This is a genomic window from Streptomyces sp. NPDC047974, from assembly GCF_040653375.1.
Taxonomy (GTDB): Bacteria; Actinomycetota; Actinomycetes; order Streptomycetales; family Streptomycetaceae; genus Streptomyces.
In genome coordinates this window covers 238,627-262,213 of record NZ_JBEZNU010000009.1, presented here as the reverse complement: position 1 = coordinate 262,213, position 23,587 = coordinate 238,627, and the positions used below count along the sequence as shown (strand labels likewise).

17 protein-coding genes are annotated in these 23,587 nt (G+C 75.1%); 13 read left to right on the top strand and 4 right to left on the bottom strand.

All coding sequences use genetic code 11. The features are described 5' to 3' along the window. Positions 1-61: 61 nt before the first annotated feature. The 3 genes from AB0E19_RS16005 (at position 62) to AB0E19_RS15995 (ending at position 5,869) form a co-directional block, all read left to right on the top strand. Positions 62-1,435 carry a diacylglycerol kinase family protein gene (locus tag AB0E19_RS16005; RefSeq protein WP_362179383.1) on the top strand — a complete coding sequence of 458 codons (1,374 nt, stop codon included), beginning with the start codon at positions 62-64 and terminating at the stop codon, positions 1,433-1,435. Further along, a complete protein-coding gene (locus AB0E19_RS16000; RefSeq protein ID WP_362179379.1) occupies positions 1,432-3,249 on the top strand; it encodes an alpha/beta-hydrolase family protein in 1,818 nt (605 codons plus the stop codon). The genes AB0E19_RS16005 and AB0E19_RS16000 overlap by 4 nt, the downstream gene beginning before the upstream one ends. Positions 3,250-3,346: 97 nt before the next feature. Next, positions 3,347-5,869 carry an AAA family ATPase gene (locus tag AB0E19_RS15995; RefSeq protein ID WP_362179376.1) on the top strand — a complete coding sequence of 841 codons (2,523 nt, stop codon included), beginning with the start codon at positions 3,347-3,349 and terminating at the stop codon, positions 5,867-5,869. 66 nt (positions 5,870-5,935) lie between these two features. On the opposite strand, the gene AB0E19_RS15990 is transcribed toward AB0E19_RS15995, so the two are convergent. Further along, on the bottom strand, positions 5,936-8,254 hold the full coding sequence (locus AB0E19_RS15990) for an FdhF/YdeP family oxidoreductase (protein ID WP_362179372.1): 2,319 nt from the start codon (positions 8,252-8,254) through the stop codon (positions 5,936-5,938). A gap of 178 nt (positions 8,255-8,432) precedes the next feature. Between AB0E19_RS15990 and AB0E19_RS15985 the strand changes: the two genes are divergently transcribed. The 4 genes from AB0E19_RS15985 (at position 8,433) to AB0E19_RS15970 (ending at position 12,564) form a co-directional block, all read left to right on the top strand. Next, positions 8,433-9,536 carry a Dyp-type peroxidase gene (locus tag AB0E19_RS15985; protein WP_362179369.1) on the top strand — a complete coding sequence of 368 codons (1,104 nt, stop codon included), beginning with the start codon at positions 8,433-8,435 and terminating at the stop codon, positions 9,534-9,536. Beyond that, positions 9,533-10,363 carry a family 1 encapsulin nanocompartment shell protein gene (locus AB0E19_RS15980; protein ID WP_362179366.1) on the top strand — a complete coding sequence of 277 codons (831 nt, stop codon included), beginning with the start codon at positions 9,533-9,535 and terminating at the stop codon, positions 10,361-10,363. The genes AB0E19_RS15985 and AB0E19_RS15980 overlap by 4 nt, the downstream gene beginning before the upstream one ends. After that, positions 10,360-11,001 (top strand): DUF1345 domain-containing protein, encoded by a 642-nt coding sequence (locus AB0E19_RS15975; protein ID WP_362179363.1) that lies wholly within the window; start codon positions 10,360-10,362, stop codon positions 10,999-11,001. Before AB0E19_RS15980 ends, AB0E19_RS15975 begins: the two co-directional genes overlap by 4 nt. A gap of 90 nt (positions 11,002-11,091) precedes the next feature. After that, positions 11,092-12,564 (top strand): NAD(P)/FAD-dependent oxidoreductase, encoded by a 1,473-nt coding sequence (locus AB0E19_RS15970; protein WP_362179360.1) that lies wholly within the window; start codon positions 11,092-11,094, stop codon positions 12,562-12,564. 73 nt (positions 12,565-12,637) lie between these two features. Here AB0E19_RS15970 and AB0E19_RS15965 read toward each other — a convergent pair whose 3' ends face one another. After that, positions 12,638-13,528, bottom strand: a complete 891-nt coding sequence (locus AB0E19_RS15965; RefSeq protein WP_362179358.1) for a LysR family transcriptional regulator — start codon at positions 13,526-13,528, stop codon at positions 12,638-12,640. Positions 13,529-13,638: 110 nt separating this feature from the next. Between AB0E19_RS15965 and AB0E19_RS15960 the strand changes: the two genes are divergently transcribed. Next, positions 13,639-14,007, top strand: a complete 369-nt coding sequence (locus AB0E19_RS15960; RefSeq protein WP_362179355.1) for a nuclear transport factor 2 family protein — start codon at positions 13,639-13,641, stop codon at positions 14,005-14,007. A 48-nt stretch (positions 14,008-14,055) separates the two neighbouring features. Here the strand turns inward: AB0E19_RS15960 and AB0E19_RS15955 are convergent, their stop codons facing one another. Both AB0E19_RS15955 and AB0E19_RS15950 read right to left on the bottom strand, forming a co-directional pair. Beyond that, positions 14,056-14,886 (bottom strand): hypothetical protein, encoded by an 831-nt coding sequence (locus AB0E19_RS15955; protein ID WP_362179468.1) that lies wholly within the window; start codon positions 14,884-14,886, stop codon positions 14,056-14,058. Then, complete coding sequence (locus AB0E19_RS15950; RefSeq protein WP_362179352.1) at positions 14,883-15,359, bottom strand: GreA/GreB family elongation factor; 477 nt, start codon at positions 15,357-15,359, stop codon at positions 14,883-14,885. The genes AB0E19_RS15955 and AB0E19_RS15950 overlap by 4 nt, the downstream gene beginning before the upstream one ends. Before the next feature lie 474 nt (positions 15,360-15,833). Here AB0E19_RS15950 and AB0E19_RS15945 point away from each other — a divergent pair, with 474 nt between their 5' ends. From AB0E19_RS15945 to AB0E19_RS15925, 5 genes are all read left to right on the top strand, one after another. Further along, positions 15,834-17,348 carry a hypothetical protein gene (locus tag AB0E19_RS15945; protein WP_362179349.1) on the top strand — a complete coding sequence of 505 codons (1,515 nt, stop codon included), beginning with the start codon at positions 15,834-15,836 and terminating at the stop codon, positions 17,346-17,348. 270 nt (positions 17,349-17,618) lie between these two features. After that, positions 17,619-18,857 carry an AAA family ATPase gene (locus AB0E19_RS15940; protein ID WP_362179345.1) on the top strand — a complete coding sequence of 413 codons (1,239 nt, stop codon included), beginning with the start codon at positions 17,619-17,621 and terminating at the stop codon, positions 18,855-18,857. Beyond that, positions 18,854-20,161 (top strand): VWA-like domain-containing protein, encoded by a 1,308-nt coding sequence (locus tag AB0E19_RS15935; RefSeq protein ID WP_362179342.1) that lies wholly within the window; start codon positions 18,854-18,856, stop codon positions 20,159-20,161. Before AB0E19_RS15940 ends, AB0E19_RS15935 begins: the two co-directional genes overlap by 4 nt. A gap of 227 nt (positions 20,162-20,388) precedes the next feature. Beyond that, on the top strand, positions 20,389-21,285 hold the full coding sequence (locus AB0E19_RS15930; RefSeq protein WP_362179339.1) for an oxygenase MpaB family protein: 897 nt from the start codon (positions 20,389-20,391) through the stop codon (positions 21,283-21,285). Further along, positions 21,267-23,567 (top strand): serine/threonine-protein kinase, encoded by a 2,301-nt coding sequence (locus tag AB0E19_RS15925; RefSeq protein WP_362179335.1) that lies wholly within the window; start codon positions 21,267-21,269, stop codon positions 23,565-23,567. The genes AB0E19_RS15930 and AB0E19_RS15925 overlap by 19 nt, the downstream gene beginning before the upstream one ends. The last annotated feature ends 20 nt before the right edge of the window (positions 23,568-23,587 follow it).

The window sequence follows — 23,587 nt, the reverse complement described above, 5'->3', positions numbered from 1 at the left end:
CGGCGCGGGCAGGCTGGTGCTTCGGCGTGGCTCGTGGGCGAGAGGGTCGGGTGAGGAAGCCATGGGTGGTGCGCACAGCGGCGGTACGGCCGGGGGCGCGGGGGCCGGCGGGACGGACCTCGGGGTCGCGCGGTTCTTCGCACGCCTCGCCCTGCTCGCGGCGGCCGGCTCGCTCGTCGTGCTCGTGCTCGCCTTCGGCGAGGGCGGTCTCCTCGTGGTCGGTGCCGGACTCCTCGGGCTGGTCCTCTGCGCCGTCGGCGTCTGGTGGTTCGTCGCCCACCGGGGCCCGCTGCGGCTGCTCGGGGCCCTCCTCGTCGTCCTCGCCCCGGTCGGGGTGGTGGTGCTCTTCGTCTGGGACGGGCTGTGGCTGACGGCGCTCGTCCTGTGCCTGTGCTGGGGGCTCGCCGTGTTCTGCGCGCGGGCCGCGCTGCGCCGCTCCCGGCCGGAGGAGCCGCAACGGGCGGTCCCGGCGGTCCGGCCGCGCGGCGCCGTGCTGATCATGAACCCGAAGTCGGGCGGCGGAAAGGTCGGACGCTTCGGGCTCGTCGAACGGGCGGAGGAGCTGGGCGCGCGGGTGATCCTCCTCGACCCGTCCGCCCCGGCCGACGTCGCCGCGCTGGCCCGGCAGGCCGTCGCCGACGGCGCCGACCTCCTCGGCGTCGCGGGCGGCGACGGAACCCAGGCGCTGGTCGCGGCGGTCGCCGCCGAGCACGACCTGCCGTTCCTGGTGGTCTCCGCCGGGACCCGGAACCACCTCGCCATGGACCTCGGGCTCGACCGCGACGACCCCGCGCGCTGCCTCGACGCCCTCACCGACGGCGAGGAGCTCCGGATCGACCTCGGCGACGTCTCGGGGCGGGCCTTCGTCAACACCGTCTCGTTCGGCGTGTACGCCGATGTCGTGCAGCGGCCCGAGTACCGCGACGACAAGGCCGGCACGGCGCTCAGCCTCATGCCGGACCTGCTCGTCGGCGACGGCGTACGACGGCTCGACTCCCTCGTCGACGGCGACCGGCTCGACGACCAGCAGGCGCTGCTCGTCAGCAACAACCCGTACTTCTCGCCCGACGAGGTCAGCGGCGCCGGCCGCCGCCCCCGGCTCGACGACGGCGAGCTGGGAGTGCTCGGGATCCGGGTGGAGGACGCCGCCCAGGCCGCCGACCTGGCCGTGCGCGGCTCCCAGTCCACCGGCCTCACCGTTCTGAGCGCCCACCGCGTGGAGGTGACCGCCGGCGACGCGACGGAACTCCCCGTGGCGGTCGACGGCGAGGCCCTCCGCATGCCCACCCCCGTCGTCTGCACCCTCCGCCCGGGCGCCCTCCGCGTCCAGGTCCCCCGCGACCGCCCGGGCGTCGTCCCGCCCCCGCCCGCCCTCGACTGGCGCCGCATCCGCGACCTCGCCCTCGGCCGCACCGAGCGCCCCCCGACCCGGTGACCGGACCCGGGGCCGGGGACAGGGCCGGGGACGGGGACGCGGACGGCCCCGGCGGGCAGGGAGCGGCCGTCCCGGCAGCCGGCGGGCGGGGCGCCGACGGTCCCGCCGTCCCGGCCGACGACGGAGCCACCGACCCCGCCACCGCCCCCGACCCCGCTGCCCACCCCGGCGCGCGCCCCACCGCGCGCCGCCACCGTCTGCCGTACGTCGGCCTCCCGGGCGCCTGGGGCGCGCTCGTGCTCGCCTGCCTGTCCTTCACGCCCTCCCTGCTGCCGCGCGGCGGGATCCTGCAGGGGGTCGTCACGGGGATCCTCGCCGCGATCGGATACGGGCTCGGCACGGTCGGCGCCTGGATCTGGCGGGCCTTCGCCGACCGGGAGGCCCGGCCCGCGAGCCGCCGGACCTGGCACACCTTCCTCATCACCGCGGTGGTGCTCCTCGCGGTCGCGTTCGGGCTCGGGCAGTACGGCCAGCACCGGATCCGCGCGCTGCTGGACGTGACGGAGTACGACCTCCTCCACTGGATCCTGTCGCCGCTCGTCGCGCTCCTGCTGTTCGCCCTGGTCCTCGCGGGCGCCCGAGGGGTCCGGTGGGTCTACCGCCGGGTCGCCGCGCGGCTGCGGCGCTGGATCGGCGCGCGGGCCGCGAAGGCCGTCGGCGGCATCCTCGTCGCCGTCACCGGAATGCTGCTCTTCAGCGGACTGCTCGTCGACGGCCTGGTCGAGGCGGCGAACCAGGCGTTCTCCCTGCGGGACACCGAGACCGAGGAGGGCGTCGAGCGGCCCACCAGCACCCTGCGCTCCGGTGGCCCCGAGTCGTACGTGCCCTGGGACTCGCTCGGCAGGACGGGGCGGACCTTCGTGGCCGGCGGGCCGTCGGCCGCCGAGATCGAGGACTTCACCGGCCGTGCCGCGCGGGAGCCCGTCCGGGCGTACGCGGGGCTCGACACCGCGCAGGACACCGAGGCGCGCGCCGCCCGCGCGGTGGCCGATCTGCGCCGGGCCGGCGGACTCGGGCGCGGCAACCTCCTCGTCGTGACGACGACGGGCAGCGGCTGGGTGGACCCCGCCGCGGTGGACAGCTTCGAGTACCTCACCGGCGGCGACGCCGCGACGGTCGCCCTGCAGTACTCGTACCTGCCCTCCTGGCTGTCGTACCTCGTCGACCAGTCGAAGGCGCGCGAGGCGGGCCGCGAGCTGTTCGACGCCGTCTACGAGGCCTGGTCGAAGCTGCCGCCGGACGCGCGCCCCCGGCTGTACGTGGCGGGGGAGAGCCTCGGTTCGTTCGGCGGGGAGACCGCCTTCAGCGGCGAGTACGACCTGCGCAACCGCACGGCCGGGACGCTCTTCGCGGGCCCGCCCCACTTCAACACGCTCTTCCGGCGCTTCAGCGACCACCGGGAGCCCGGCAGCCCCGAGATCGAGCCGGTCTACCGCGGCGGGCGCACCGTACGCTTCGCCAACGACGCCGGGGCCGGCATCCCGCCGCAGGACACGCCGTGGGAGGGGTCCCGCGTGCTGTATCTCCTGCACGCCTCGGACCCGATCGTCTGGTGGGGCCCGCAGCTCATCTACGACGAGCCGGACTGGATCGGCGAGACCCCCGGCGACGACGTGCTCGGGTCGATGTTCTGGGTGCCGTTCGTGACGTTCTGGCAGGTCACCGCCGACCTCCCGTTCGCCACCGGGGTGCCCGACGGGCACGGCCACACCTACCGCGCCGAGTACGTCGACGGCTGGAACGCCGTCCTGCGCCCCGAGGGCGTGACCGAACCGGACCTCGCCCGGCTGCGCACGCTCATGACGCGCGGCTGATCGGCTCCCTCCTCCAGGGAGCGCCTTCCGTTTGCGGAGCCGGAGCAACCGGGTTTCAGTGTGGATGACCCCCCCACGCCCTTTCAGGAGCACAGACATGTCGATGGCGTTCGGTTCCTCCTTCGGCCCCTCCGACCCGTTCGGCGACCTGCTGAACCGCTTCTTCGGAATGTCCCCGGCGTCGTCGCCACCGGCCGTGCAGCGGGTCCCCATCGGCCGTCTCCTCACCGAGTCGTCCCACGAACTCCTCAACACGGCGACCGCCAAGGCGGTCGCCGACGGCACGACCGACCTCGACACCGAACACCTCCTGTGGGCCACCACCCAGGTCGAACCCACCCGCCGGCTGCTCGCCCGCTCCGGCGTCGACCCCGACGCACTCGCCGACAAGATCGCCAAGGTGCTGCCGCGCGAGGCCGAGGAACCCTCCGCCGAGCCGGGGCTCACCCCCGCCGCCAAGCGGACCCTCGCGCTCGCCCACGCCACCTCGCAGGCCGCCGGCGTCTCGTACATCGGCCCCGAGCACATCCTCGGCGCCCTCCTCGGCGACGCGGACTCGGGCGCCTCCCGCTTCCTGCGCGCCGAGGACCTCGACGTCTCCAAGCTGCGCGGGATGACAGACCAGGCCGCCCGCGGCGGCGAGGCCACCGCGCCCGCCGCACCCAAGCAGCCCGCCACCACCCTCGACGAGTTCGGCCGCGACCTCACCGAGGAGGCGAAGGCCGGCAGGCTCGACCCGGTCGTCGGCCGCGCCGAGGAGATCGAGCAGACCATCGAGATCCTCTCCCGCCGCTCCAAGAACAACCCCGTCCTCATCGGCGAGCCCGGCGTCGGCAAGACCGCCATCGTCGAGGGCCTCGCCCAGCGGATCGTGGCCGGGGAGGTCCCCGACACCCTCAAGGACAAGCGGGTCGTCTCCCTCGACCTCTCCGGCATGGTCGCCGGCGCCCAGTACCGCGGCCAGTTCGAGGAACGCCTCAAGAAGGTCATCGAGGACGTCCAGAAGTCCGAGGGCGACATCATCCTCTTCATCGACGAGCTGCACACCGTCGTCGGCGCCGGCGCCACCGGCGAGGGCTCCATGGACGCCGGGAACATGCTGAAGCCCGCCCTCGCCCGCGGCGAGCTGCACGTCGTCGGCGCCACCACCATCGACGAGTACCGCAAGTACATCGAGAAGGACGCCGCACTCGAACGCCGCTTCCAGCCCGTCCTCATCCCCGAGCCGACCGTCGAGGAGACCGTCCAGATCCTCGAAGGCCTCCGCGACGCCTACGAGGCCCACCATCAGGTCCGGTTCGCCGACGGCGCCCTCGCGGCGGCCGCCGAACTCTCCGACCGGTACATCAGCGACCGCTTCCTCCCCGACAAGGCCATCGACCTCATGGACCAGGCCGGCGCCCGCGTACGGCTCCGCAGCGCGGGCCGCTCCACCGAGGTGATCGGCCGCGAGGACAGGCTGGCCAAGCTGCGCCGCGAGAAGGACCAGGCCGTCGCCGCCGAGGAGTTCGAGAAGGCCAAGCAGCTCAAGGAGGAGATCGCCGAGGTCGAGGGCGAGCTCGCCGGCATCGAGGAGCGCCGCGAGGGCGTCGTCTCCGTCACCGCCTCCGACATCGCCGACATCGTCGCCCGCCGCACCGGCATCCCCGTCAGCCAGCTCACCACCACCGAGAAGGACCGGCTGCTCAGACTGGAGCAGGAGATGCACGACCGGATCGTCGGCCAGGACGAGGCCGTCACCGCCGTCTCCGAGGCCGTCCGCCGCAACCGCGCCGGCATGGGCGACCCCGACCGGCCCGTCGGCTCCTTCCTCTTCCTCGGCCCCACCGGCGTCGGCAAGACGGAACTCGCCAAGACCCTCGCCGAGCTGCTCTTCGGCGACGAGGACCGGATGATCCGCTTCGACATGAGCGAGTTCCAGGAGAAGCACACCGTCGCCCGGCTCGTCGGAGCGCCTCCCGGGTACGTCGGCTACGAGGAGGCCGGGCAGCTCACCGAGAAGGTCCGCCGCCAGCCGTACAGCGTCGTCCTCTTCGACGAGGTGGAGAAGGCCCACCAGGACGTCTTCAGCACGCTGCTCCAGGTCCTCGACGACGGGCGCCTGACGGACGGCCAGGGCCGCACGGTCGACTTCCGCCACTGCGTCGTCATCATGACGTCCAACATCGGCGCGCACCGGATCCTCGCCCACGAGGGCGACGCGGCCGAGCTGAAGGACGAGCTGATGGAGGACCTGCGGGGCCGCTTCCTGCCCGAGTTCCTCAACCGCATCGACGACATCATCGTCTTCCACAGCCTCAACCAGAAGGACCTCACCGAGATCGTCGAGCACCTCCTCGACCGCAGCAAGCACCGCGTCCACGCCCAGGGGATGACCCTGGAGGTCACCGAGGCCGCGACGAAGCTCCTCGTCGCCCACGGCTATCAGCCGGAGTTCGGCGCCCGGCCGCTGCGCCGCACCATCCAGACCGAGCTCGACAACCGCGTCGCCTCCCTCCTCCTCGGCGGCGAGGCGGAGCCCGGCGACACGATCGTCGCCGACGTCGTCGACGACTCCCTGCACTGCACGATCCGCAAGGGCGAACCCGCGGCCGCGGAGACGGCCGCCGCCGCGGCCTGAACGGCGAACGGCCGGCCCCCGCCTCCCGGGAGAGGGAGGCGGGGGCCGTTCCACGTTTCACCCCGGTCAGCCCGTCGGCTCGATCACGACCTTGAGGTGCTTCATGATCGGCTGGTCGCTCTGGCTGCTGTAGTCGCCCAGGGCGCACAGCACGTTCATCTCCGGCATGTATCCCGCCGCGCAGCCGCGCGGGATGTCGTACGGCACCGCCAGATAGCCGTGCAGCGAGCGCCGGCTGCCGTCGCGGGCGGTCGCGGTGATGTCCACCGGGGCGAGTTCCGTGATGCCCCGCTCGCGCATGTCGGCACGGTTCATGAAGACCAGCGTGCGCAGCCCGCTCACGCCCCGGTAGCGGTCGTCGTCGGAGTAGATCGTGGTGTTCCACTGGTCGTGCGAGCGCATCGTGCCGAGCGCGAGCGTGCCCGGCTCGGGGACGACGTCCGGCAGCGGCGCGGCGGAGAACTCCGCCTTCCCCGACGGGGTGAGGAAGACCAGCTCGCGCGCGGGCTGCTTGATGCGGAAGCCGAGCGGCAGCCGCACCCGCCGGTTGAAGTCCTCGAAGCCGTCCAGGACGCGGGCCATCGTGTCCCGGATCCGGTCGTAGTCCTCCACGTACCAGGCCCACGGCGTCGCGCTGTCCGGGAGCGCGGCCCGCGCCATGCCCGCGACGATCGCCGGCTCGGAGAGCAGGTGCGGCGACGCGGGCTTCTTCATCCCGCGCGACAGATGGACCATGCTCATCGAGTCCTCGACCGAGGTGGCCTGTTCGCCCTTGCGCTGGTGGTCCTTCTCGGTGCGGCCCAGGCACGGCAGGATCAGCGCCCGCCGGCCGTGCACCACATGGCTGCGGTTGAGCTTGGTGCTCACCTGGACGGTCAGCTCGCAGTTCCGCAGCGCCTCGTACGTGACGGGCGTGTCGGGCGCGGCCAGCGCGAAGTTGCCGCCCATGCCGACGAAGACCTTGACGTCGCCCCGTCCCATCGCCTCGATGGTGTGCACGGTGTCGAGGCCGTGGGCGCGCGGCGGGTCGATCCCGCAGACCTCGCCGAGCCGGTCGAGGAAGGCCTCGGCGGGGCGGTGGTCGATGCCGCAGGTGCGGTTGCCCTGGACGTTGCTGTGGCCGCGCACGGGGGACGGGCCGGCGCCCTCGCGGCCCAGGTTGCCGCGCAGCAGCAGGAGGTTGACGATCTCGCGGACCGTGTCGACGCCGTGCTCGTGCTGGGTGACGCCGAGGCACCAGCTGACGATCGAGCGGTCCGCCTCCCGGTACACCCGGGCCGCCTCCAGGATCTCCTCGCGGGGGAGCCCCGACTGGAGCTCGATCTCCTCCCAGGGCGTGGCCTCGCACACGGCCCGGTACTCCTCGAAGCCGGCCGTGTGCCGCTCGACGAACTCCCGGTCGAGCGCCTTCGGATCGGACACCGACTGTTCCAGGATCGCCTTGGCCATGCCCCGCAGGAGGGCCATGTCGCCGCCGATCCGCGGCTGGAGGTTGAGCGTCGACGTCCTGGTGGAGTGGAAGGTCGCCATGTCCTTGAAGTCGTGCGGGATGATCGTCCGCGTGGCCGCGGCCTCCACCAGCGGGTTGACGTGCACGATCTGCGCGCCCCGGTGGTACGCCTCGGCGAGGGCGGTGAGCATCCGGGGCGCGTTGGACGCGGCGTTGACGCCGAGGATGAACAGCGCGTCGGCGGTCTCCCAGTCGGCGAGGTCCACCGTGCCCTTGCCGGTGCCGAGCGACGCCGTCAGGGCCCGCCCGCTCGCCTCGTGGCACATGTTGGAGCAGTCGGGGAGGTTGTTGGTGCCGAGCTCGCGGGCGAGCAGCTGGTAGAGGAAGGTCGCTTCGTTGCCGAGCCGGCCCGAGGTGTAGAACGACGCCTGGTTCGGGTCGTCGAGGCCCCGCAGGGCACTGCCGACCAGCTCGAAGGCGTCCTTCCAGTCGATCGGCACGTAGTGGTCGGTGTCGGGGTCGTACACCATCGGCTCGGTGAGCCGGCCCTCGTTCTCCAGCGCGTAGTCCGTCCATCCGGCCAGCTCGGTCACCGAGTGCGCGGCGAAGAAGTCCCGCCCGACCCGCTTCCGGGTCATCTCCCAGGTGACGTGCTTGATGCCGTTCTCGCAGATGTCCAGGTGGAGGCCCTTGGTGTCGTCGGGCCAGGCGCAGCCCGGACAGTCGAACCCGGTGCGCTCGTGGTTCATCTTCATGATCGCCCGGGGGCCGTCCACGGGGAGGGCGCCTTCCCGGACCATGAACCGGGTCACGCTCTTGGCGGCGCCCCAGCCGGCGGCCGGATGGTGGTACGGCCGGACCTCCGGCTCCCCGTCGGGGACGGGGCCCACCCGGGGTTCCAGGCCGTCCTGCTGCTGCTTGCGGTCGAGGCTCATGGCCTGCCACCTTTCCGGCGCACACGGGCGCGAGGGAACGCGTAGGACCCCCTCTCGGCAGGCTATGCCGGGCCGCACCTCGTCGCCATTCGGCCGCGCGGGGGAGCGGCGACGGGCTGCGGGGTCGCCCGACCCTGGATACGCTGGCGCCGATTTGCCCCTCTTCGACGGGAGTCGCATGGTCGCCCCCCAGCCCGTCCCCCAGCTCGTCCTCGGCCCGCCCACCAAGGCCGCTCTCTTCCTCACGCTCACCGTCGCGCCCGGCCGGGAGACCGACGTACGCGAAGCGCTCGGCGGCCTGTCCGGGCTCGCCCGCTCCGTCGCCTTCCGCGCCCGCGACGACGCCCTCGCCTGCGTCGCCGGCCTCTCCTCCGGCGCCTGGGACCGGCTCGTCGGCGGGCCCCGCCCCCGCGAACTGCATCCGTTCACCCCCCTCCAGGGCCCCCGGCACCACGCCCCCGCGACCCCCGGCGACCTGCTGCTCCACCTGCGGGCCCGCCGCGCCGACCTCTGCTTCGAACTGGCCCGGGTCGTCCTGGACGGCTTCGGCGACGCCGTCACCGTCGTCGACGAGGTCCACGGCTTCACCTACTTCGACGAACGCGACCTCCTCGGCTTCGTCGACGGCAGCGAGAACCCCACGGGGCCGTCCGCCGCCGGCGCCGTCCTCGTCGCCGACGAGGACCCCGGCTTCCGCGGCGGCAGCTACGTCGTCGTGCAGAAGTACCTCCACGACCTCGCCGCCTGGAACGCGCTCTCCACCGAGGAGCAGGAGCGGGTCATCGGCCGTTCCAAGGCCGACAACGTCGAACTCCCCGACGACGTCAAGCCGTCCGACTCGCACGTCGCCCTCAACACCGTCGAGGACGAGGACGGCGAGGAGCGGCAGATCGTCCGCCAGAACATGCCGTTCGGACGGCTCGGCGCGGGCGAGTTCGGCACGTACTTCATCGGGTACGCCCGCACGCCCGCCGTCACGGAACAGATGCTCCGCAACATGTTCCTCGGCGACCCGCCCGGCAACACCGACCGCATCCTCGACTTCTCCACCGCCGTCACCGGCGGCCTCTTCTTCGTCCCGAGCGCCGACCTCCTCGACGACCTCCCGGCCCCGGATACGGCCCTGGGCGCGGCCCGGGAATCCGCGGCGGAACCCGCGGCCGCGGCGGAACCCGCGACGGAAGCCGTGGCCGGATCCGAACCCGAACCCGAAGCCGTAGCCCCCGCTGCCGCCGCCGTGGGCCTGGGCATCGGCAGCCTGAAAGGAGTACCGGCGTCATGACCAGCCTCCCCGGCAACCCCACCCCCACCAGCAACCTGCACCGCGAACTCGCCCCCATCACCCCCGCCGCCTGGGCCGAGATCGAGGAGGAGGCCCGCCGCACCTTCCGCCGCACCGTCGCGGGACGCCGCGTCGTGGACGTCCCCGACCCCGGCGGCGCCACCCTCGCCGCCGTCGGCACCGGCCACCTCACCGACCTCGCCGCGCCCGCCGAAGGCGTCCGCGCCCGGCTGCGCGAGGCCCGCCCGCTGGTCGAGCTCCGCGTCCCCTTCACCGTCGACCGCTCCGCCGTCGACGACGTCGAACGCGGCGCCAAGGACTCCGACTGGCAGCCCGTCAAGGACGCCGCCCTCGCCCTCGCCCTCGCCGAGGACAGCGTCGTCTTCGACGGCTACGAGGCCGCCGGCGTGCGCGGCCTGCGCGCCGCCTCCTCCAACCCGGCCGTCGCGCTCCCCACCGAACCCCGCGACTACCCCGACGCCGTCAGCCGCGCCCTCACCGCCCTGCGGCTCGCCGGCGTGGACGGCCCCTACGCGCTGCTCCTCGGCGCCGAGGAGTACCGGGCCGTCAGCGAGACCTCCGACCACGGCTATCCGGTCGCCGCCCACCTCGGCCGGATGCTCGACGGACCGCCGATCTGGGCCCCCGCCGTCACCGGCGGCTTCGTGCTCTCCACGCGCGGCGGCGACTTCGAACTCCGCCTCGGCCAGGACGTCTCCATCGGCTACACCCGGCACGACGCCGACACCGTGGAGCTGTACCTCCACGAGACGCTCACCTACTTCACGTACACCGACGAGGCCGTCGTCGTCCTCGGCGGCGAGTGACCGGAGTGCACGCCTGGTCGTGGCGGTACGCGGTCCCCCGGCTGGCCGGCGCGGGCGTCGTCGGCGCCGCCGCCGGGGCGGTCACCGGCGCGCTCGCCGAGACCGCGCTCGGCATCCTCGCCGGGATCGCCGCCGCCGAGACCGTCTTCGTCGTCACCGGCTGGATCGTGCTGTGGCCGATGGACGCCACCGCGACCCGTCGCAACCTGCGGCGCGAGCAGTTCCGACCGGTCGTCGAGGAACTGGCGGTGGTCACGGCGGCCCTCTGCGGGCTCGTCGCCATCGTCGCGCTGCTCCTCGTCGACTCCGGCTACGACCGGGCCGCCGCCGCGACCGCCCTCTGGGGCGTCTTCATGGCCTGGGCCGCCCTCCACCTCATGTACGCGACCCGGTACGCGTACCTGTACTACGGGCCGCCCGAGGGCGGCATCGACTTCAACTCCGACGACCGGCCCCGCTACACCGACTTCCTGTACTTCTCCTACAACCTCGGCATGACGTACCAGGTCTCGGACACCAACGTCTCGGACTCCGGGATCCGGGCGGTCGTCCTGCGCCACTGCCTCCTCTCGTACGTCTTCGGCGCCAGCATCCTCGCCACCGCGATCAACCTCGTCGCCGGCATCGTCACCGGCTGACCCGGCGCGCGCCGGCCGACCGGGGCCCGGCCGACCGGGCCCGGCCGACCCGGTGTGCGCGGGCCCCGCGCGCCCCGGCAGACTCGCCCCATGAGCAGCACGCGTCAGCGCCCCGCCCGCCCCGCCGGTTCCACCCCGACCGCCGTCGTCGTCGGCGCCGGCCCCAACGGGCTCGCGGCCGGCGCCCTGCTCGCCGAGGCGGGCGTCGAGGTCACGGTCCTGGAGGCCGCGCCGACGATCGGCGGCGGCACCCGCACCGACGAGGCGATCCTGCCCGGGCTGCTCCACGACCACTGCTCGGCCGTCCACCCCCTGGCCGTCGCCTCGCCCGCCCTCCGGCACCTCCGCCTCGACCGGTACGGGCTGAACTGGCGGCTCCCCGAGATCGACTGCGCCCACCCCCTCGACGACGGCACCGCCGCCGTCCTGTACCGCTCGGTCACCGAGACCGCCGCCGGGCTCGGCGCCGACGCGGCCCGCTACCGGGCCCTGCTGGCCCCCTCGGTACGCCGCTGGGAGGCGCTCTCCGCCGACGTCATGGGCCCGCTCCTGCGCGTCCCCGACCACCCCCTCCTCCTGGCCCGCTTCGGCCTGCCGACCGTCCTGCCCGCCGCCGCCCTCGCCCGCCTCTTCCGCACCCCGGGCGCCCGCGCGCTGTGGGCGGGCGTCGCCGCACACGCCTACCGGCCGCTCACCGAACCCCTCAGCTCCGCGATCGGCCTCGGCATCCTGACCGCCGGGCACGCGGCCGGCTGGGCCGTCGCCGAGGGCGGCTCCCGCTCCATCACCGACGCCCTCGCGGCCGCCCTCCGCGCCCACGGCGGCCGGATCGAGACGGGCGTCAGGATCACCCACCGCTCCCAGCTGCCGCCCGCCGACCTCACGCTCCTCGACCTCGACCCGGCCCAGGCCGCGGCCGTGTACGGCGACGTCCTGCCGTCCCGTACGGCGGCCGCGTACCGCCGCTTCCGGCGCGGTCCCGGCGCCTTCAAGGTCGACCTGGCGGTGGAGGGCCGGGTGCCGTGGCGGGCGGAGGCCGCCCGCCGGGCCGGGACGGTCCACCTCGGCGGCCCGCTCGCCGAGGTCGTCCGCGCAGAGCGGGACGTCACGGACGGCCGGATGCCGGAGCGCCCCTTCGTCCTCGTCGGCCAGCAGTACCTCGCCGACCCCTCCCGCTCCGTCGGCGACGTCCACCCGGTGTGGACGTACGCGCACGTGCCGCACGGCTACGACGGCGACGCGACCGACGCGATCCTGGCCCGCCTGGAACAGTTCGCCCCCGGCGTCCGCGACCGCGTCGTCGGCCTGCGCGTCACCCGCCCCGCCGACTTCGCCGCCGCCAACCCCAACTTCGCCGGAGGCGACATCCTCACCGGCGCCAAGACCGTCCCCCAACTGGTCCTCGGCGCCCGCCCCGCCCTCGACCCCTACGCCACCGGCCTCCCCGGCGTCTACCTCTGCTCCGCCGCCACCCCGCCCGGCCCCGGCGCCCACGGCATGTCCGGCGCAGGCGCCGCCACGGCCGCCCTCCGCCACCTCGGCATCCGACCGCCCTGGCGGTAGGCGGGCGGCCCCGCCCCGGCCCGTCAGGGGCCCTCCCGCGGCTGCGCGGCGGGCACCGTGCCGGCGGGTTCCGTCAGGGAGTGCCGGTCCGGCCGAACGCCGGGCGCGCGTGGGCGAGGAAGGCGTGGACGGCCGGGTGGTGCGCGGGCTTCCAGACCAGGGCGAGGAGCGCCGGGACGTCCACGTCGTCCAGGGGGAGCGCGGTGAGACGGCCGGCGTAGGTGCCGGCCATCGAGGCGCTCAGCACGGCGACCCCGAGGCCCCGCGCGGCGAGGTCGGCGATCGAGTCGGCGGCCCCGGCCTCCAGGGCGATCGACGGCCGGAGGCCCTGCGCGTCGGACGCCTGGTCGAGCACCGCCCGCAGGCCGGTGCCGCGCGGCATGCAGATGACCGGATGGGCCGTCAGGTCGCGGAGGGCGAGGCGCTCCCGGCCGGCCAGGGGGTGCGTGGGCGGGACGGCCGCGACGAGCCGTTCGCTGACGATGATCATGGCGTCCAGGCCGTCGGGGGGCGCGCCGGCGGCGCCGACGAGCGCCAGGTCGACGGAGCCGTCGCGCACCCCCTCGACGAGCCGGTCCGAATCGTCCTCCCGCAGCAGGACGTCCACCCCGGGATGGGCCGTGCGGAAGGCGGCGAGGGCGTCGAAGAGCGGGGTGACCGTGCATCCGACGACCATGCCCAGGGTCAGCCGGCCGCGCACCAGCCCCGTCACCTCGTCGACCGCCCGGCCGACCGCCTCGGCCGACGCGAGCGCCGCACGCGCGGGTGCGAGGGCGGCCTCCCCGGCGACGGTCAGGGTGACCGCACGGGCCGAGCGGTCGAACAGCTCGGCGCCCAGCTCCTGTTCGAGCCGCCGGATCTGCGCGCTCACGCCGGACTGGCTGATGTGCACCCGCTCGGCGGCCCGGGTGAAGTTCCGCTCCTCGGCGACCGCGACGAAGTACTCCAACTGCCTGAGATCCATGACCATGGATTCTAGTAAGCAGAAGAACCATCTGTTGGACTTCTGATGCAGGGGGCCGCGAGGCTGGAGGAACGGAAACCGAGGACGCGTTCCCAGCCAGGAGGAACCCCATGCCGGAGTACGAGAAGGCCATGCGCCCCGAGGACATCACCCGTCTCTTCGTCGAGCGGTCCAACGCGGGCGACGCGGCGGGCGTCGCCGCGCTCTACGCCGAGGACGCAGTGCTCGCCTACCCGCCGGGCGAGGTGACGGTGGGACGGGAGGCGATCCGCGTCCTGTGGGAGAAGGTGCTGGTCCACCGGCCGCGCTTCGAGCCGGAGGAGCCGCTGCCCACCCTCCTGAACGGCGACATCGCCCTCACCTCCACCCCGCCGAAGGACGGCACCGGCGCCCGGGCCCAGGTCGTCAGGCGCCAGCCCGACGGAAGCTGGCTGCGCGTGCTCGACCAGCCCGAGTTCGTCCCATTCCCGGCACGCTGACAGGCGCGCGGGCGGGGGAGCCGGGGCCGGGCGGGGTGGCGTGCGCGGTCACCGGCGCCACCAGGGCTCCCGTACGTAACGGCTCTCTGTACCGGTACAGCCGAGGCCGTTGGAGATCTCCTCGGACTCCAGGTTCCAGCCCACCACGCCATTGCCCTTGCGGCTCAGCTCGATCAGGCGGGCGTCGGTGGTGCGGGTCCCGTCGGTCACCCGGCAGGCGACGATCGAGGTCCAGGCCTGGCCGTCGAGCGCGGAGACCAGGAACAGGAGCGGCAGGACGGCGGCGGTGAGGAGCAGGGCCACGCCCTGCTCCGCCGCCGCGGCCCGGCTCAGCCAGGCCGGCGGCCGGTAGTCCGGGTCGTGCGAGGGCCCGTCCGCGGTGCCGCGTCCGTGGTGCGCACGCCGCCGCCCCGTGCGGTACTCCACCACGACGCCCTTGCGGAGCGCGTACGCGGCGAGGGCCGTGCCCAGGCCCCACCAAGGGCCGAAGAGGCAGGCGTCGATGACGCCGACCGCCAGCGGATTGAGGACGGTGACCCCGACGCGGCGCAGGTGGGCGAGCCGGCCGCGGCCGGTCGGCACGGCGCCGCGCGCGGCGAAGACGGCGAAGACGACCCGTGAGATCACGACCGCGAGGACCGAGCCGAGCAGCGGGTCCGTGATCACCATGCCGAGCAGCACGTCCGGCCAGTTCCCCGGCTCCATGCCGACGAACACGTCCCGCACCGCGTCCCCGCCGCCCACCGTGTACGCGACCTTGGCCACGGGCACGGCCAGCGCCAGGGCGAGGAGCACGGTGTGCCCCGGGCCGCCCTTGCGGTCGGCCCGGCGCTCCTCCGCCAGGTCCGGGTCGGCGCGCGTCCCGGCCGAACCGGTCAGGAGCCGCCGCCCGGCGCGCCGACCGAGAGGACGATGGCGGTCGTACGGCCCAAGGGAGTGGCGTACGCGATGCTGTCACCGGCCGCGTGACCGAGCAGCGCCCGGCCGAGCGGACTGTCGGCGGTCACCAGGGCCGGATCGTCCGCGTCGGCCAGCTCGCCGACGTGCAGCGTCGACTCCGTGCCGTCGCCGAACCGCACCCCCACCGTGCTGCCCACGCCGATCGTGTCGGCCGACGGGGCGCCGGCGGCCGAGGCCTCCCGCAGCCGCCCCTCGATCTCCTCGATCCGCGAGTCCAGCCGGTCCGCCTCCGTGGCCCGCTGCAACTCGTCGGCCTGATCGGCCCGGTCGCCGGGCTCGTCGGCGTCGCCGAGCGTGGCGGCGACCTTCGCCCGTTCGGCGCGCAGCTCGGACAGTTCGCGGCTCAACGCCGCGCGGGCGGCCTCGCTGATGGGCTCCGGTCCAGCGGTCATGACTGCTCCCGTCGTGCGGTGGCGGGGACGAAGGACGACGTCTCCCATTCCGACATCACCGGAAAAGCCCGTCAAATCGCGCGAAACGTCCGTGGGGTCGCCGGGGAGGCGGGAAGACCGTCGACGGGGAGGCGAGAAGGCATGCGGTGGGGAAGCCGGGAGCACCCTCGACGGGGAGGCGAGAAGGCCTCCGACGGGGCAGTCGAGAAGACCTCCGGTGGGGAGGTCGAGTAGGCCTCCGACGGGGAGTCGGAAGGCCTCAGGGCCGGAACCCTGGAGGACCGACGTATGGCGCGGAGCCCTGAAGGCCGCGGTGCGGAGCCCTGGAGGCCTCCGGCGGGGGCGTTCGGAAGGTCTCCGGGACGGGGCCCGGAAATCCCCTGGCGTCCCCGGGGCCGGGCGCGTTAGCGTGCTCGTGATGATCACTCACTCCTCGTACCGATGGGGGGTCCTCACCGCGCACGGAGCGTCCTGATGGGCACGCCCGTGCGGGAGGACACCCGCCTTTCCCTCTGGCGGCGCGTGCGCGCCTACGCCGTGCCGCCCGCCATGATCGAGACCGCCACCGCCCGCCGCCTCGCCGGCGACTGGGCCGGTGCCTGCGCCGCCGCGCGCGTCGACCTCGACCTGACCCCCCGGACCCTGGCCCGGACCCACGGCACGGAACTCGCCGCACGCGTGCGTGCCGACCTCCGCCGCCTCGCCCCCGACCTGCTCCGCTGGCACCTCCCCAGAACCGCCCCCGACGGCCTGCTCCGCCCCGGAACGACCGTCACCCTGGCCGTCTACGCGGACCACGAGACACCCGGCGGGCGGGCACGGCGCCCGGCCCGCCCCGTCCACCTCGTGGCCCGCACCGCGCCCGCCTGGGCCGACGCCGGACAGCGGATCTCCCTCGCCCTGTGGGACGGGCCGCCCGCCGGCCCGCCGCCGCGCGCGTGGAGCGCGTACGCCCCCGCTGCCGCCGCGCACCCCCACCCGCACCCCAGCCGGCGCTTCCGGCTCGACCTCCACCGCCATCTGTGGGACGCCACCCGCGCCGGGGAGCTCCGCACCCGCTCCGGCGCCGACCTGCTGCCCGCCCTCCCGGCCTCGCCCGGCGAGCCGCCGGGCCCCGGCTGGGCCGTGGACCGCTGGGCCGCCGAGGCCCGCCTCCTGCTCGCCGCCGAAGGCCGGACCGCCGGTCCCGTCCTCGTACGCCTCGGATCCGGGCAGTGGCTCCTGCTCACCCCGGAACAGGACGGGCGGGCCAGGACCGAACCCGTACCGGCGGGGCGGGGACTTCACCGGCCCGGGGACGACCCGACCGGAGGCCCGCGGCCGGCCGTGCTCCCCGACGCGGCCACCTGGACCCCGCCCGATCTCGCCCTGCTCCGCGCCGGCCTCGTCACCCCCGGTGACCTGCACCCGCTCGTGGCCGAGGCACTGGCCCCAGGCGGCCGGGACGGCACGGGAACCCGATCCGGAAGCCCGGGGGACGGGGCGAGGTACGTGGACTGCCGGGGGAGCCGGCACCGCATCGGACTCGTCGACGGCGTCCTCGTGCCGCTCGACCACGACCCGGCCGAACTCCGCCGCGAGGAACTCCTCGTCGCCCTCTCCGGGACACCCCTGCCCTGCCTACGGGTGATCGACACGGCGCATCGCAGACCCGACAGCCTGACGGACGTGCGCGAGCGCCTCGCCCACGGCGACACGGCCGGCGCGTTCGCCGTCGTCGAAGGCCTCCTCGGAGCCGGCGCCGTCCTGCGCGACGGCCCGCTGCGCGACGCCCTCGAACGCGCCGCGGAACGGAAGGTCCTGCACGGTCTCTACCGCTCGGGGCTGCGCGCCACCGGCCCCGAGGGCGTCCCCGAACCCCCGCCCGCCCCCGCCCCCGACCCCGGCCGCGGCCCGGTCCACCGTCCCCGCGGCACCTGGTTCGGTGCCCGCGAGGCCCGCCGCGCCCTCGGCCACCGCGACCACCCCCGCCACGCGCTGGCCCGCTGACCCGCGCGCTTCCCCCATGGCCGTGCCGTCGACCGACGGCCCGCCGCCCTGCCCTTCCTCGCCCGTAGCCCTGCCCTTTCCCGCCCGCCGCCGTGCCCCGGCACGCCGTACCCACCCCAGGTGATGACACCCATGCGCACCCCTACGCCCACCCAGCCGACCGCGACCACCGCGACTGCTGCGGCCGCCGCGACCACTGCGACTGCCGCGACCACTGCGACTGCTGCGGCCGCCGCGACCACAGGGACCGCCGCAGCCGCGGCGGCCGGTATGCCCGCCGAACCCGGCACGCCCGCCGCGCCCGCCCGGCCCGTTCCCCACCCCGCAGGCCGGCTCGACGTCGCCGCCGAGCTCCTCACCCTCCTCGGCTCCACCCGCACCGAACCCCGCGCCGACGACCAGCTGGAAGCGCTGACGCTCGCGGTCGCCGCCGATCTGCCCGTCCTCCTGTGGGGCGAGCCCGGCATCGGCAAGACCGCGGCGCTCACCCAGCTCGCCGAAGAGCTCGACCTGCCGCTGACCACGGTCATAGCCAGCGTCCACGAACCCTCCGACTTCTCCGGCCTGCCCGTCCTCGGAGACGACCCGGCCGTACGCGGCGTGGCGATGGCCCCGCCCGACTGGGCCGTCCGCCTCGTGCGCGAGGGCCGGGGCCTGCTCTTCCTCGACGAACTGTCCACCGCCCCGCCCGCCGTGCAGGCCGCCCTCCTCCGGCTCGTCCTGGAGCGCAGGGTCGGCGCCCTCACCCTGCCGCCCGGGGTACGGATCGTGGCCGCCGCCAACCCGCGCGCGTCGGCGGCCGACGGCTGGGAGCTGAGCGCCCCGCTCGCCAACCGCTTCGTCCACCTCCGGTGGACGCACGAGCACGAGGTCGTCGTCCGCGGACTCGGCGGCACCTGGCCCCGCGCCACCCTGCCCCGCCTCGACCCCGGACGGCTCCCCGAAGCCGTCGACCACGCCCGGCGGGCCGTCTGCGGACTCCTCGGCAGCAGGCCGACGCTCGTCCACCGGCTGCCGGCGGAGGAGACCCGCCGGGGCGGGCCCTGGCCCTCGCCCCGCAGCTGGGACATGACGCTGCGGCTGCTCGCCTTCGCCACCGTCGCCGGCTCCTCCCGCGACGTCCTCTCCCTGCTCGTCCGCGGCACCGTCGGCGACGGCCCGGGCTTCGAACTCCTCGCCTGGCTCGACCGGATGGACCTCCCCGACCCCGAGGAACTGCTCGCCGACCCGGCCGGCGCCGTGCTCCCCGAACGCGGCGACCGCCGCCAGGCCGCCCTCGAAGCCGTCGTGACCGCCGTCCGCGAACGTCCCGCCAGGGACCGCTGGGACGCCGCCTGGGCCCTGCTCGCCCGGGCCGCCGAGACCGGCCCGCCGGACCTCGTCGTGGTGCCCGCCACCACACTCGCCGCCCTCCGCCGCGACGACTGGGACGTCCCCGCCGCCATCGAGCGCCTCGCGGGAGCCGTCGACCTCTCCCGGCGCGCCGCGACCGCCCGGGGACGCCGATGACCGCCCCGAACGCCTCGGCCTCCGCCACGGGTGCCTCCGCCGAGGCCGTGGTCCCGGCCGAGGAGGCGCTGGACCAGGACAAGCTGTACGCCGCCCGGCTCTACGCCGTCCGGGTCCGCCCGTACCTCGCCACCGCCCTCTTCGCCCTCCACGTCGTGCCCACCCGGGCCGTCCCCACCATGGCCGTCGACCGTCACTGGCGCCTGTACGTCTCCCCTGCCTTCGTCGACCGGACACCGATGAAGGACCTCGCCGGCGTCTGGGTCCACGAGGTCGCCCACCTGCTCCGCGACCACCACGGCCGGGGCGACCGCCTCGCCCGCGACCTCGGCCTCGAAGGCCCGGCCGAACGGCTCCGCCTCAACATCGCCGGCGACTTCGAGATCAACGACGACATCTACGACGACATCCACGGTGACTCCGACGACGGGCTCCCGCGCCCCGCCGACGCCATCCGGCCCGAGATGCTCGACCTCACGCCCGGCCGGCTCATGGAGGAGTACGTCCGCGCCGTACGCATCACCCCGCGCACCTCCGCGCTGGCCTGGCTCGACTGCGGCAGCGGCGCCGACGGCCACGCCCGCTCCTGGGAACTCGGCGCCGACGGAGCCGACGGCCTCACCCCGCAGGAGCGCGACGCGGTCGTGTACCGCGTCGCCCAGGGCATCAAGGGCCGCCCCGGCACCGCCCCCGAGGCCTGGCAGCGCTGGGCCGAACAGGTCTGCCACCCGCCCCAGCCCTGGCGCGAACTCCTCGGCGCCGCCCTCGCCGCCGCCGTCTCCGCGGCCGGCGCAGGCGAGGACTACACCTACCGCCGGCCCTCCCGCCGCTCCGCCGCCTTCCCCGGCGTCGTCCTGCCCAGCCTCCGCCGCGTCCCTCCGCACATCGGCGTCGTCATCGACACCTCGGGCTCCGTCTCCGACACCGAACTCGGCAGCGCCCTCCTGGAGGTCGCCGCCCTCACCCGCGCCGTCGACGGCCGCCGCGACCTCGTCACCGTCGTCGCCTGCGACGCCGCCGCCCACACCGCCCAACGCCTCTGCGCCGGCGCGGACATCCCCCTCGTGGGCGGCGGCGGCACCGACCTCCGCGCAGGCTTCGCCCGCGCCCTGCGCCTCAGCCCCCGCCCCGACGTCCTCGTCGTCTTCACCGACGGCCAGACCCCATGGCCCCGAACCGCCCCTCCCTGCCGCACGATCGTCGGCCTCTTCCCCCGCCCACCGGCCTCGGAGCCGGAGGACGAGGAGGTGGACGACCTGCTGCTCCGACCGCCGGGGTGGGCGCGGGTGGTGGAGATCGGTTGATGCCTCCAGGCAGTTGGATCCAACCTCCAGGATCCAACCTTCAGGATCTCGGATCCAACATCCGGGATCCAACATCCGGGATCCAGGGTCCGGGATCCAGGGTCCGGGATCCAGGGTCCGGGATCTTGGATCCAACATCCGACGTCCACCATGTTGGATCCAAGATCCAACGAGGTGGCTGGATCCGACATCCACCATGCTGGATCCAGCCGCGTAGCCTGAACCCCATGAGGCAGGACGCCGACCCCGGTCTCTTCGGACCCCGCTCCGTCACCTGGCAGCTGCACGCCGACCCCGTCATGTGGATCGCCGGCGTGCGAGCCCTCTACCTCCAGGCCCTCCACCCCGTGGCCGTACGCGGAGTCATGATCAACAGCAGCTTCCGGGAGGACCCCTGGGGGCGGCTGATGCGGACGGCGAGCTTCGTCGGCACGCTCAGCTACGGCACACGGGACGCCGCCGAGGCCGCCGGCGCGCGCGTCCGCCGGATCCACCGGCTCCTCAAGGTGGACGACCCCGCGCTGCTGCTCTGGGTGCACTGCGCCGAGATCGACTCGTACGTCTCCGTCGCCCACCGCTCCGGACTGCCGCTCACCGGGGAACCCGCCGACCGCTACGTGGACGAGCAGCGCACCTCCGCGCGGCTCGTCGGCCTCGACCCGGCCACCGTCCCCGGGAGCCGGGACGCCCTCGCCGCCTACTTCGACTCCGTACGCGGCGAACTCGCGGCGGGGGAGGACGCGCTCGCCGTCCTCGACTTCCTGCGCAAGCCGCCCGTACCGCCCGCGCTGCGCGCCGGACGGGCGCTGGTGTGGCGGCGGATCAGCTCCCTGGCGTACGACACCCTGCCGGACTGGGCCCATGCCCTCTACGGCCGGCCGGTACCGCCCGAGGCCGCCGTCACCCGGCGCCTCGTCACCACCGCACGCCTGCTGCGCGGCGTCCCCGCCGCCCTCCGCTGGCGGCTCCCACCCGGCCACATCCCGCGCGCCATGGACCGCCTCGGGCCCGACACCCGACCCGACCCGTACACACTGTCCGTGCCTGCGGCCATACTGGACGGGCCGGAGAGCGTGCACGAAGACGACGGGGGCGACGGCACACGATGGGGGACATCAGACTGATCCAGGGGCGCTACCGCCTGCACGAGGTCATCGGCCGCGGCGGCATGGGCGAGGTGTGGCGTTCCACGGACGAGGCGCTGGGCCGCGGGGTCGCGGTCAAGTGCCTCAAACCGCTCGGCCCGCACCAGGACGCGGGCGTGCAGACCGTGGTCCGCGAGCGGTTCCGCCGCGAGGCCCGGGTCGCGGCCGCGCTCCAGCACCGCGGCATCACCGTCGTCCACGACTTCGGCGAGTACGAAGGCGTGCTCTTCCTCGTCATGGAGCTCCTCGAAGGGCAGAACCTCAGCCAGCTCCTCGCCGCCAACGCCCGGAACCCGCTGCCCGTCCACGAGGTCGTCGACATCGCCGACCAGGTCGCCGACGCCCTCGAATACACCCACCGCATGGGCATCGTCCACCGCGACCTCAAGCCCGCCAACATCATGCGGCTGCGCGACGGCACGGTGAAGATCTGCGACTTCGGCATAGCGCGCCTCGGCGCCGACATGGGCTTCACCTCCCGTCTCACCGGCACCGGCATCGCCATGGGCACCCCGCACTACATGTCCCCGGAACAGATCGGCGGCGGCGACATCGACCACCGCAGCGACCTCTACTCGCTCGGCTGCGTCCTCTACGAACTCGCCACCGGCGCGCCGCCGTTCGACCTCGACGACTCCTGGGCCGTGCTCGTCGGCCACCGGGACACCGTGCCCAGCCCGCCGCGCGCCCTCCGCTCCGAGCTGCCCGACTACTTCGACCGGCTCGTCGTCGACCTCCTCGCCAAGGTGCCCGACCAGCGCCCGCGCGACGCCTCCGACCTGCGCCGCCGGATCGTCAGCGGCCGCACCCTCGGCGGCGACACCCGCCTCATGCCGCCCCTGCCGTACGAGCCGCCCCGCCCCGCCGACGGAGCCGTCGCCGTCCCCGTGGCGGAATCCGGCGCCACGCCCGCGTGGGCCCGGGCCCTCACCGGCGGGCCGAGCCCCGCCGCCCCCGGGGCGCCCCGCGTCGCCGGCCACGACCCCGCCGCCGCCGTGCTCACCACCGAGTGGACGACCGCCGGAGCCGGCGCCGACGGCCCCGCCCGCCCCGCGACGGACGCCACGCCCGAACTCCTCGCCGTACTCTCCGCCCGCCACCGGGCCGGCCTCGGCCTCGGCCGGCTCGGCCGCTGGGCGGAGGCCGAGGACCTGCACCGATCCGTCGCCGGCGACCGCACCCGGGTCCTCGGCCCCGACCACCCCGACACCCTCGCCAGCGCCTACGAGGTCGCCTTCGCGCTCGGCCGGCTCGGCCGCACCACCGAGGCCCTGGAAGCCTTCGAGAGGGTCGCCGACGCCCGCGCCCGCGTCCTGGGCCCCGACCACCCCGACACCCTGGCAGCCCGCCAGGAGCGCGCCTTCACCCTCGGCCGGCTCGGCCGCCACGCGGAGGCGCACGCCCTGTATGCCGACGTCCTCGCCGTCCGCGAGCGCACCGCGGGCGCCGACCACCCCGACACGCTGCGCTGCCGCCACAACCTCGCGTACACCCTCGCCCGGCTCGGCCGCCTGGAGGAGTCGTACCGCACGGCCCTGGCGGTCGCCGACACCCGCACCCGGCTGCTCGGCGCCGACCACCCCGACACCCTCGTCACCCGCCACGAACTCGCCCACACCCTGGGACGCCTCGGCCGCGCCGAGGAGGCCCTCGACCAGTACCGCGCGGTCGCCGAGGGACGGGCCTCCTCGCTCGGCCCCGACCACCCGGACACCCTCGCCGCCCGCTACGAGACCAGCGCCTGCCTCGGCCGGCTCGGCAGGGCCGCCGACGCGCTCGCCGTCTGCCGCGACCTGGTCGCCGTCCGCACCCGCACCCAGGGCGCCGACGCCCCCGAGACCCTGCGCGTGCGGCACGCCCTCGCCGTCCACCTCGCCCGCCTCGGCCGCTGGCAGGAGTCGCTCGACACCGCCCAGGCCGTCCACGCGGCCCGCCGGCGCGTCCTCGGCCCCGACCACCCCGACACCCTGCGCAGCCGCCGCGAGGCCGCCGTCGTCCTCGGCCGGCTCGGCCGCTGGGACGAGGCCCTCGCCCCGCTCCGCTCCCTCGCCGAGGCCCGGTCCCGGACCCTCGGCCCCCTGCACCCGGACACCCTCTCCGCCCTCGCCGACCTCACCCACTGCCTCGACCGCCTCGGCCGCCACACCGAGGCCGACGCCGTCCGCCGGGGCGGCACACCGACCCCCGACGGCCACGGCCCCGGCGGCCCCGGGGCGGGCGGGCTCGGCTCCGGCGGCCCAACTGCCGCCGGAACGTCCTGAGTCGGCACCCGTCCTGCTTG